The sequence below is a fragment of the Actinomadura sp. NPDC000600 genome, from assembly GCF_040492135.1.
Taxonomy (GTDB): domain Bacteria; phylum Actinomycetota; class Actinomycetes; order Streptosporangiales; family Streptosporangiaceae; genus Spirillospora.
The window spans coordinates 125,626-135,500 of record NZ_JBEUPD010000026.1 but is presented as its reverse complement, the minus strand read 5'-3'; the positions used below and the strand labels follow the sequence as shown (position 1 = coordinate 135,500).

The 9,875-nt window shown below is 72.0% G+C and carries 8 protein-coding genes and 1 pseudogene; 5 read left to right on the top strand and 4 right to left on the bottom strand.

Translation table 11 applies throughout. The features are described from left to right. The first annotated feature begins 265 nt into the window (after positions 1-265). The 5 genes from ABWI07_RS31010 (at position 266) to ABWI07_RS30990 (ending at position 6,065) form a co-directional block, all read left to right on the top strand. Complete coding sequence (locus ABWI07_RS31010; RefSeq protein WP_353820694.1) at positions 266-1,804, top strand: aldehyde dehydrogenase (NADP(+)); 1,539 nt, start codon at positions 266-268, stop codon at positions 1,802-1,804. Next, positions 1,801-3,144: an enolase C-terminal domain-like protein gene (locus tag ABWI07_RS31005; protein ID WP_353820693.1), complete on the top strand. Its 1,344-nt coding sequence runs from the start codon at positions 1,801-1,803 to the stop codon at positions 3,142-3,144. The genes ABWI07_RS31010 and ABWI07_RS31005 overlap by 4 nt, the downstream gene beginning before the upstream one ends. 39 nt (positions 3,145-3,183) lie before the next feature. Beyond that, the gene (locus ABWI07_RS31000) at positions 3,184-3,615 is read left to right on the top strand and encodes an acyl-CoA thioesterase (protein ID WP_149261438.1); all 432 of its coding nucleotides are present in this window, start codon (positions 3,184-3,186) and stop codon (positions 3,613-3,615) included. Then, positions 3,612-4,205: a GNAT family N-acetyltransferase gene (locus ABWI07_RS30995; protein ID WP_353820692.1), complete on the top strand. Its 594-nt coding sequence runs from the start codon at positions 3,612-3,614 to the stop codon at positions 4,203-4,205. Before ABWI07_RS31000 ends, ABWI07_RS30995 begins: the two co-directional genes overlap by 4 nt. A 447-nt stretch (positions 4,206-4,652) precedes the next feature. After that, positions 4,653-6,065, top strand: a complete 1,413-nt coding sequence (locus ABWI07_RS30990; protein WP_353820691.1) for a S28 family serine protease — start codon at positions 4,653-4,655, stop codon at positions 6,063-6,065. 82 nt (positions 6,066-6,147) lie between these two features. Here ABWI07_RS30990 and ABWI07_RS30985 read toward each other — a convergent pair whose 3' ends face one another. From ABWI07_RS30985 to ABWI07_RS30970, 4 genes and pseudogenes are all read right to left on the bottom strand, one after another. Further along, complete coding sequence (locus tag ABWI07_RS30985; protein ID WP_353820690.1) at positions 6,148-7,716, bottom strand: glycoside hydrolase family 13 protein; 1,569 nt, start codon at positions 7,714-7,716, stop codon at positions 6,148-6,150. Positions 7,717-7,740: 24 nt separating this feature from the next. Further along, a pseudogene (locus tag ABWI07_RS30980) lies at positions 7,741-8,106 on the bottom strand (globin); the annotation flags it as partial. Positions 8,107-8,178: 72 nt separating this feature from the next. After that, positions 8,179-9,222: a mechanosensitive ion channel family protein gene (locus ABWI07_RS30975; RefSeq protein ID WP_149261443.1), complete on the bottom strand. Its 1,044-nt coding sequence runs from the start codon at positions 9,220-9,222 to the stop codon at positions 8,179-8,181. 286 nt (positions 9,223-9,508) lie between these two features. Continuing rightward, the gene (locus ABWI07_RS30970) at positions 9,509-9,808 is read right to left on the bottom strand and encodes a hypothetical protein (RefSeq protein WP_149261444.1); all 300 of its coding nucleotides are present in this window, start codon (positions 9,806-9,808) and stop codon (positions 9,509-9,511) included. Positions 9,809-9,875 lie beyond the last annotated feature (67 nt).

Below are 9,875 nucleotides of genomic sequence, written 5' to 3'. Positions count from 1 at the left end.
TCCGATGCCTCAAGCGCTACATCGCCCGCGAGCTCTACCAGATCATCACATCAAGCGATCTTGAACTCGCCGCTTGACATCCATAGGAGCATCCCCGTCGCCACCGGACGGCCGCGCGATCACGATCGCGCGGCCGTCCGGTTCCCGCCCGAAAACGGCGATACCGGTCGCGCATCGAACGATGCGTTTTTCGTGTTGGACAGGTATCGATCACGTCTCCTATCGTCCGGGTTCAGACACTCCGCCGGACCGAGAGGACGGGACGTTGGCGCGGCTCACCGGGCAGATGCTGATCGGTTCCGAGCACGTCACCGGGACGGGGGAGGCGATCACCGCCGTCGATCCCCGCACCGGTGAACGCCTCGCGCCCGAGTACCGCTACGGCGGCGACGCCGAGGTGGACCGGGCCTGCGCCCTCGCGGAGGAGGCGTTCGACGCCTACCGCGCGACGGGGCCCGAGGAGCGGGCCGCGTTCCTCGAATCGATCGCCGCCAGGCTCGACGACCAAGCCGGCGATCTCGTCCGGCGTGCCGCGTCCGAGACGGGACTTCTCGAAGCCCGGTTGACCGGGGAGGTCGCGCGCACCTCGGGGCAGTTGCGCCTGTTCGCCTCCGACCTGCGCGCGGCCGTGAAGCCCGGCGCCACCGCCCGCTACGGTCCGCATCCGCCGGAGGGCGGCGGACCAGCAGCGGGCGGCCCGGCCGTGAGCACCGACCCGCCGGGCGAGGGCGCGCCCGAGATCCGGCAGGGACGGGTGCCGCTCGGGCCCGTCGCGGTGTTCGGCGCGAGCAACTTCCCGCTGGCGTTCTCGGTGGCGGGCGGCGACACCGCCTCCGCGCTCGCGGCGGGCTGCCCGGTGGTCGCGAAGGCGCACGACGCCCACCCCGGCACCTGCGAGCTGGCCGGCCGGGCCGTCTCGGAGGCCGTCCAGGAGGCCGGGCTGCCCGAGGGGGTGTTCTCGATGCTGTACGGGGACGGGCCCACGCTCGGCATCGCGCTCGTCACCGACCCGCGGGTCCAGGCCGTCGGGTTCACCGGTTCCCGGAAGGCGGGCCTGGCGATCGCGAGGGCGGCGGCGGCCCGCCCGCGGCCGATCCCGGTCTACGCGGAGATGAGCAGCGTCAACCCGGTCTTCCTGCTGCCGGACGCGCTGGCCGAGCGCCCCGCCGAACTGGCGGAGGAGTACGTCGGGTCGGTCACGCTCGGCGCCGGCCAGTTCTGCACCAACCCGGGCCTCGTCTTCGCGGTCGGCGGCTCCGGCCGCGACGCCTTCCTGGACGCTGCGGCGACGGCGATCGAGGCCGCACCCGGGGCCCCGATGCTCACGCCGGGCATCGCCCGCGCCTACGCCGAGGGCGTCGAACGGCTCGGCCGGCGTCCCGGCGTGAAGATCCTCGCACGCGGCCGGGAGCCCGAAGCGGCGGCCGGATGCCGCGCCGCCCTCGCGGCCGTGGACGCCGGGGACTTCGGGCCCGACCTCCAGGAGGAGATCTTCGGCGCCTGCTCCCTCGTCGTCCGCTGCGGCGACCTCGACGAGGCCATCGGCCTGGCGCGCGGGCTGGAGGGCCAGCTGACCGCGACGATCCACGGCGGGGGCGAGGCGGCGGCCCGGTTGCTGCCCGTCCTGGAACGGCTCGCCGGACGGATCCTGTGGGGCGGATGGCCCACGGGCGTCCGGGTAGGGCACGCGATGGTGCACGGCGGGCCGTACCCGGCGACGTCCGACGCGCGGACGACGTCCGTCGGGAGCCTCGCCGTCGAGCGGTTCCAGCGGCCGATCGCCTACCAGGGGGTTCCGCGGTGAGCACGCCGGTCGTCACCGGGATGCGGGTCGTCCCGGTCGCCGGGAGCGACAGCATGCTGCTCAACCTGGGCGGCGCCCACGGGCCGTTCTTCACGCGGAACATCGTGCTGCTCAGCGACTCGTCCGGCAGCACGGGCGTCGGGGAGGTGCCGGGCGGCGAGGGCATCCGGCGGACGCTGGAGGAGGCCCGCGAGCTGGTGGTCGGCAGGCCCATCGGACGGTCCGACGAGATCCTCAACGCGGTCCGCGCGGCGTTCGGCCACCTGGACGCGGGCGGGCGCGGCCCGCTCACCCACGACACCAGGATCGCCGTCCACGCGCTGACCGCGATCGAGTCGGCGCTGCTCGACCTGATGGGGCGGTTCCTCGGCGTGCCGGTGGCGGCGCTGCTCGGGGACGGCGTCCAGCGCCGGACGGTCCCGGTGCTCGGCTACCTCTTCTACGTCGGCGACCGGAACAAGACGGACCTTCCCTACGAAGCGCCACCGGAGGGCGCGGACGGCTGGGAGCGGGTGCGCCGGGAGGAGGCGCTGACGCCCGAGGCGATCGTCCGGCAGGCGGAGGCCGCGCAGGAGCGGTACGGGTTCGCCGACTTCAAGCTCAAGGGCGGGGTGCTGCGGGGCGAGGAGGAGGCGGAGGCCGTGCGGGCGCTCGCCGAGCGGTTCCCCGGCGCCCGCGTCAACCTGGACCCGAACGGCGCCTGGTCGCTGGAGGAGGCCGTCCGGCTCGGCACCGCGCTGCGGGACGTCCTGGCCTACGCCGAGGACCCGTGCGGCGCCGAGCACGGCTACTCGGGCCGGGAGACGATGGCGGAGTTCCGCCGCGCCACCGGCCTGCGCACCGCCACCAACATGATCGCGGTCGACTGGCGGCAGCTCGGCCACGCGATCCGGCTGGACGCGGTCGACATCCCCCTCGCCGACCCGCACTTCTGGACGATGCGCGGCTCGGTGCGGGTGGCGCAGCTCTGCGAGGCGTGGGGGCTGACCTGGGGCTCGCACTCCAACAACCACTTCGACGTGTCGCTGGCGATGTTCACCCACGTCGCCGCGGCCGCGCCCGGCGAGATCACCGCGATCGACACGCACTGGATCTGGCAGGACGGCCAGCGCCTCACGCGGGAGCCGCCGCGGATCGCGGACGGCGCGATCGCGCTGCCCGAGGGCCCGGGGCTCGGCGTCGACGTCGACGAGGAGCGGATCGAGGAGGCGCACGACCGCTACGTCCGTTACGGGCTGGGCGACCGCGACGACGCCGCCGCGATGGAGTACCTGGTGCCGGGCTGGCGGTTCGACCCGAAGCGCCCGTGCCTCGTCAGGGACTTCACCTCACCCGGGTAGCATCGGGCCGACCCCGGTTCCCCTCACCCAGGCGAGGACATGCAGCAGTTGCCCACGGCCGAGTACCGGCACGTCTACGAGTTCAAGATCCGGTTCGGCGACATCGACTCCCAGGGACACGTGAACAACGTCAAGTTCCTCGGCTACCTTGAGGACGCCCGGCTGGAGATGTTCCACGGCGACCCGGTGCGCAAGGGCGAGCAGCCCGTCCGCGGCATGGTGATCTCGCGGCACGAGATCGACTACCGGCACCCGCTGCTGCCGACCGTCTACCCGATCCGGGTGGAGACGTGGGTGACCGAGGCCCGTGCGGCGTCGTTCAAGCTGGCCTACGAGGTGCGCGACGACGACCACCTGTACGCCGAGGCGACCTCGACGCTCGTCGCGTTCGACGTGGAGGCGAACCGGCTGCGGCGGTTCACCCCCGAGGAACGGGAGTTCATCGGCCGGTACGTGGCGCCCGGGTCATGACCGCCCTCGCCGGGCCCCCGCCCGCGCTGGAGGGCCGCAGGCTCGGTGTCCGCCTGCGCGCCGTCCAGATGGCGGACGCGGAGGCGCTGGCGGCGCTGTACCGGGAGAACCGCGACTACCTGCGCCCCTGGGAGCCGGAACGCGACGAGGCGTACTTCACCCTCGGCGGCCAGCGCGACAACCTGCGCGAACTGACCGAGGCGTACGCGGCGGGGGAGATGTGGCCCGGCGTCATCCTCGCCGGCGGTGAGGTCGTCGGACGCATCACGCTCAACAACATCCTGCGCGGGCCTCTCCAGAGCTGCTTCGTCGGCTACTGGGTCGCCCGCGCACACGCCGGCAGGGGCGTCGCCACCGAGGCGGTCAGGCAGGCACTGGACGTGGCGTTCGGCGAGCTGCGCCTGCACCGCGTCGAGGCGTTCACGCGGGTCGACAACCTCGCGTCCCAGCGCGTGCTCGAACGCAACGGCTTCACCCCCGTGGGGACGGCCCGCCGCCACATCCACCTGGACGGGCGCTGGCACGACGAGCGCCTCTTCGAGCGCCTGGCCCCCTGGGACGACGGCTTCGCCCTCGTCCCCCCGTCCTGATCCCTTCGCTCCCGCCTTCCCCCGCTTCTCGACCTGCACGCCGACCTCCGGGCCCCGGCGGCCGAGTCATCGTCGTGAGGGCTGCCGCCGTCAGGCTTGCCGATGCCCCGCGCTCGGCCGGGGCCCGACTCGACCGCCGCACTCGGCGGGGCCGACTGCCCGGGGGCGGTCTGATCTCCGGTCACCGTCGGTCGCCGTTCCGGACGTGATCGAGGTCCACCCGGTCGGCGGGCGTTCCTCCAGCGTGACCGCCATTGCCCGCCTGATCATGCTCTGCCGCTTACTGTGCTTGATTTCCGGTCTGATCGGGTGACAACCGGGGCGTCACGGATAGGTAACAAGCCCAACAGCAATCCGTTTTGGCCGGGCTTCTCCCTCTAGGGTCGCGACGCGAATGTGGAGAACCCACGTGAAAGGGGCACAATGCGGCGCGTCTCACGAGGAGCCATGGCACTGCTGCTCGCCGCGGGCATGACCGGGGCGGGCGCCACCGCGGCGCAGGCCGCGGCCACGGCCCAGGCGGGCACGGCGAAGGCCGGCGCCGCCCAGGCGGGCGACATCCTCGCCCAGCTGAAGGCGATCCCCGGCATGCAGGTGACGGAGAAGCCGTCCACCCTGCCGGGCTACCGCTGGTTCTGGCTCGAGTACCGGCAGCCGGTCGACCACCGCAACCCGCGGGGGCAGTGGTTCGAGCAGCGCATCATGTTGCAGCACAAGTCGGCGGACCGTCCCATGGTGCTCTACACCAGCGGGTACAACACGCCCGAGGTGATGTTCACCTCCGAGCCGACGGCGCTGGTCGACGGCAACCAGATCTCGGTCGAGTACCGGTACTTCACCCCGTCCCGTCCCGAGCCGACGGACTGGAAGAAGGACACGATCTGGCAGGCCGCCACCGACGAGCACCGGCTGATCGGCGCCCTCAAGACCATCTACCAGGGCAAGTGGATCTCGACGGGGGCCAGCAAGGGCGGCATGACGGCCGTCTACCACAAGCGCTTCTACCCGCGGGACGTCGACGGCAGCGTCGTGTACGTGGCGCCGAACGACGTCAACAACAACGACGACCGCGCCTACGACAAGTTCTTCCAGACGGTGGGCACCGACCCCGAGTGCCGCGCGAACGTCAAGGCGCTCGCGCGCAAGTTCCTCGAGCGCCGCACCGAGATGCTCAAGCGCTTCAAGGCCGCCGCCGACGAGAACGGCTGGACGTTCGACATCCTGCGCACCCAGGACCGCGCGTTCGAGAACTCGGTGATGGACTACGAGTGGGGCTTCTGGCAGTACAGCCTCCAGTCGGCCTGCGCGACGCTGCCGAAGGCGGCGGACGCCACGGACGACCAGCTCTACGAGACGCTCGACAACATCTCGGGGCTGTCGTTCTACAGCGACCAGGGCCTCGCCCCGTACATCCCGTACTACTACCAGGCGGGCACCCAGCTCGGCTGGCCGACGCCGAAGTTCAAGCACCTGCGGCCGCTGCTGCGGTACGAGGACAGCTACCAGCCGCGCACCTACGTCCCGCGCGACATCCCGATGCGGTTCGACAACGGCCGTGCCATGCGCGACATCGACAGCTGGGTGCGCGGCAACGCGAACCACATGCTGTTCCTGTACGGCGCCAACGACCCGTGGGGCTCCGAGCCGTTCCGCCTCGGGCGCGGCAGCCGCGACTCGGCGGTCTACGTCGCCCCGGGCATGAACCACAGCGGCCGCCTCATCGCCAAGCTGCCGAGTGACCAGCAGTCCAAGGCGATCGCCGACGTCAAGCGGTGGGCGGGCCTCGGGGCCGGCATGCAGACGTTCAAGGCGGGTCTGGTCGCCGACGACCCGCTCCAGATCCAGCGCCCGCCGCTGTAGCCGGAGGCACCTCCAGCGAAGTCCGCGGTGTGCCGGACCGTGCGTCGACCCCTCGCACGGACCGGCGCACCGCGTCGCGCTTTCAGGGGGCGGTCAGCCAGGCGGCGGTGTTGCCGGGGAGCAGGTCGCCGTAGAGGGGCGTGCTGGTCAGCAGCGGGATCCCGGCGGGGAGCCGCACCGGGTTCTCGCCGCAGTTGAGCGCGCAGACGAGCGGCCCGCGGCGGAAGAAGAGGGCCGTGTCGGGGGAGTCGATCCACTCCAGTTCGTCGGGGAGGCCGTCCTTCAGGCGGCGGCGCAGGGCGAGCGCCTCGCGGTACCAGTTCAGCATGGAGGACGGGTCGGACGCCTGCGCCGCGGCGGTCACGGACGCCCATCCCCGCGGCATCGGCAGCCAGGGCCGGACGCCGTCGGGGGAGAAGCCGTAGGGCTCGGCGGGTCCCGACCACGGCAGCGGCACCCGGCAGCCGTCGCGTCCGGCGGTCCGCCCGTTCGTGCGCTTGAAGATGGGGTCCTGCCGGGCCTCGTCGGGCAGGTCGGTCACCTCGGGCAGGCCCAGTTCCTCGCCCTGGTACAGGTAGGCCGACCCGGGAAGCGCCAAGAGCAGGAGCAGCGCCGCCTTGGCCCTGCCGTGCCCGATCCCGGGAAGCCCGCCCGGCTGCTCGTAGCGGGTGACGTGGCGGACGGAGTCGTGGCTCGACAGCACCCACGTCGGAGCGGCGCCCATCGGCGCGACGGCCTTCAGCGCGGCGTCGATCACTTCGCGGAACGCCATGGCCGACCACGGAGCCAGTTGCAGGTCGAACTGGAAGACCTGGTGCAGTTCGTCGGGGCGCAGATAGAGCGCGAGGTCCTGCGGGCCGTCCGTCCACACCTCGCCGATGGCCATGCGGTCGTCGTACTCGTCGAGGATCTGCCGCCATCTCCGGTACACGTCGTGGACTTCGGGACGGCTGTACATGGGGCCGTTCAGCATGCGCCGGTCCTGGCCGTGGAGGTCGCGGAACGACTCGTCCTTGAACAGGCCGGCGGCGACGTCGATGCGGAAGCCGTCCACGCCGCGGTCGAGCCAGAACCGCAGGATGTCCTCGAACTCGTGGCGCACCTCCGGGTTGCGCCAGTTGAGGTCGGGCTGCTCGGGCGCGTAAAGGTGCAGGTACCACTCGCCGTCGTCCAGCCGCGTCCAGGCCGGGCCGCCGAACGCGGACGGCCAGTCGTTCGGCGGGTCCTCCTCGCCGGGACGTTCCCCTGGCTTGCCGGACCGGAAGATGTAGCGCGAACGTGCGGGCGACCCGGGCGGCGCCGCCAGCGCCTCCCGGAACCAGCGGTGCCGGTCGGAGGAGTGGTTGGGGACGATGTCGACGATCATCCGGAGGCCGTGGTCGTGCGCGTCCGACACGAGGGCGTCGAAGTCGTCCAGCGTGCCGAACCGGGGGTCGACGTCGCGGTAGTCGGCCACGTCGTAGCCGCCGTCCGCCAGCGGCGAGGTGTAGAACGGGGTGAGCCACAGCGCGTCCACGCCGAGGTCGCGCAGGTGGCCGAGCCGCGAGCGGATCCCCTGGAGGTCGCCTTCGCCGTTCCCGTCGGCGTCGGCGAAGCTGCGGACATAGACCTCGTACACGACGGCGTCGCGCCACCACGGGATTCGCGTCATACGAGGCGATCTACCCGCTTACGTCGGGGCGTTCACCATGCTCTGCGCCGCCATCGTGAAGTAGTTCCAGAGCTGCTTCTCGAGGTCCTCGGGGAGCCCGAGCTCGTCCACGGCGACCCGCATGTGCCGCAGCCACGCGTCCCGCTCGGCCGAGCCGATGACGAACGGCACGTGCCGCATGCGGAGCCTCGGGTGGCCCCGCCGCATGCTGTAGGTGTTGGGGCCGCCCCAGTACTGGATCAGGAACAGCCGCAGCCTCTCCTCGGCCGGACCGAGGTCCTCCTCGGGGTAGAGGGCGCGTAGCTCGGGGTCGTCCGCGACGCCCTGGTAGAAGCGGTGGACCAGCCGGTGGAAGGTCTCCTCGCCGCCGACCGCTTCGTAGAAGGTCACCTGTTCAGCCATAGCGGTCCCACCCTATGTGAGGGGCGTCCCATTCCTCACCTTGATCCATCCGGAAGACGGCTAGGGCGTGGGGGTGGCGACGGTGACCCCCGCCTCGTCGAACGCGCGCTTGACGCGTTCGCGCAGCTCGCGGGCCACGTCCCCCTGCTTGCCCGGCGCCGTCTTCAGCACGACGCGGATCACGATGGCGTCTCCGGCGAGGGCCTGCACGCCCCACACCGACGGCTGCTCCAGGACGAGGTCGCTCCAGGGCGCGTCCGCGGCCATCCCGTCGGCGGTGGCCTGCAGGATCTCCTTGACCTTCTCGGTGTCCTCGTTGATGTCGACCGGGATGTCGAGGACGGCGCGGCCCCAGTTCTGCGACTCGTTCCCGACCTTCTTGATCTCGCCGTTCGGGACGTACCAGACGACGCCGTTCACGTCCCGCATGCGGGTGACCCGCAGCGTGACGGCCTCGACCGTCCCCTTTGCGCTGCCCACGTCGATGACGTCGCCGACGCCGTACTGGTCCTCCAGCAGCATGAACAGCCCGGCGAGGAGGTCCTTGACGATGTTCTGCGCGCCGAAGCCGACCGCGACGCCGATCACGCTGGCGCTGGCCAGGATGGGGGCGAGGTTGAGGCCGAGCGAGCCGAGGATGCTGAACGCGGCCGTCCCCATGATGATGACGGACGCGATGGAGCGCAGCACCGAGCCGAGCGTCTGGGCCCGCTGGGCGCGCCGCTTGTTGAGCAGCGCCGGGCTGCCCTCGAAGACCGTCCGGGACCGCTCCCGGACCTTCTCCGACATCGTGCCCTCGGCCATCCGCAGCGTGACCTTGGTGATCATCCGGTGCGCGATGTTCTTCACGATCAGCGCGACCACGAAGGTCACGATGATCCACAGCAGGGTGGTGAGCGGCTTGTCCAGCCAGGTGGCCCAGAACTGGGTGAAGTCGGTGTTCTTCGAGATGTTCCAGACCAGCCGGCAGGAGATGCTGGGGTCGGTGCTCTTGCAGGCCGCCTCGGGGGTGCCCTTCTCGGCCCAGGGCAGCAACGGCTTGGCGACCGGCGACACGGCGAGCGGCGCGGCGAGCGGCACGCTGATCGACGCGACTAGAGACATGGTGTGGCAGACCCTCCCCGGCCATTGTGGTGCCTCGACACCTCGCCGTGGACCCGCGGCGGGCACGAGCCGATCGTAGGGGACTGTTCCGACCGGTTCGTACGACCGCCGGGCGTGTGGCGGGGCCCGGCCGGGGAGGGGGCCTGCCGGGCGAACGTGCCCCGCGAGGTCGCTGCTGCCGCGCCCTTCTCGCCGCGGCCTCGCGGGACACGCCCGGCCTTGCGGGACGCCCCGTCGGGGCGCCCGGGTCTGTGGTGGGGCTCGGACCGGGCCGGGGCCCGGGAGCTCAGGTGCGGCCGCTCACCTCGCGGCGGAGCGGCTGGAGGACGTGCGCCAGCTTGAGGGCGGCGCCGCCCACGTCGTCGACGCGGTGCATGCGCTCGCCCCACGACCACCAGAAGTAGTGGTCCTTGGTCTCGGGAGCCGGCGCGCAGGTGACGTCCTCGGCGAGGCTCGCGGCCTCGGGGTTCACGACCCTGAGGAAGGCCGGCCCCGAGCGGGTCCTGACGACGCGGGCGACCAGGCCCCGCGTGTCGAGTTCGTGTTCCAGCTCTTCGAGGTAGCCGACGCGTCTGTCGCTGACCACCTTCGCACCCCCTCCATCGGCGGGCGGTCCGCCCGCGGGCCCGGAGCCCGGTCGACCGGGCGGTCGA

Bases quoted from the DNA above. Each gene is read 5' to 3' on its own strand.
- ABWI07_RS31000 (WP_149261438.1), top strand. From the start codon at position 3,184: ATGCAGCAGTTGCCCACGGCCGAGTACCGGCACGTCTACGAGTTCAAG.
- ABWI07_RS30995 (WP_353820692.1), top strand. From the start codon at position 3,612: ATGACCGCCCTCGCCGGGCCCCCGCCCGCGCTGGAGGGCCGCAGGCTC.
- ABWI07_RS30990 (WP_353820691.1), top strand. From the start codon at position 4,653: ATGGCACTGCTGCTCGCCGCGGGCATGACCGGGGCGGGCGCCACCGCG.
- ABWI07_RS30985 (WP_353820690.1), bottom strand. From the start codon at position 7,716: ATGACGCGAATCCCGTGGTGGCGCGACGCCGTCGTGTACGAGGTCTAT.
- ABWI07_RS30975 (WP_149261443.1), bottom strand. From the start codon at position 9,222: ATGTCTCTAGTCGCGTCGATCAGCGTGCCGCTCGCCGCGCCGCTCGCC.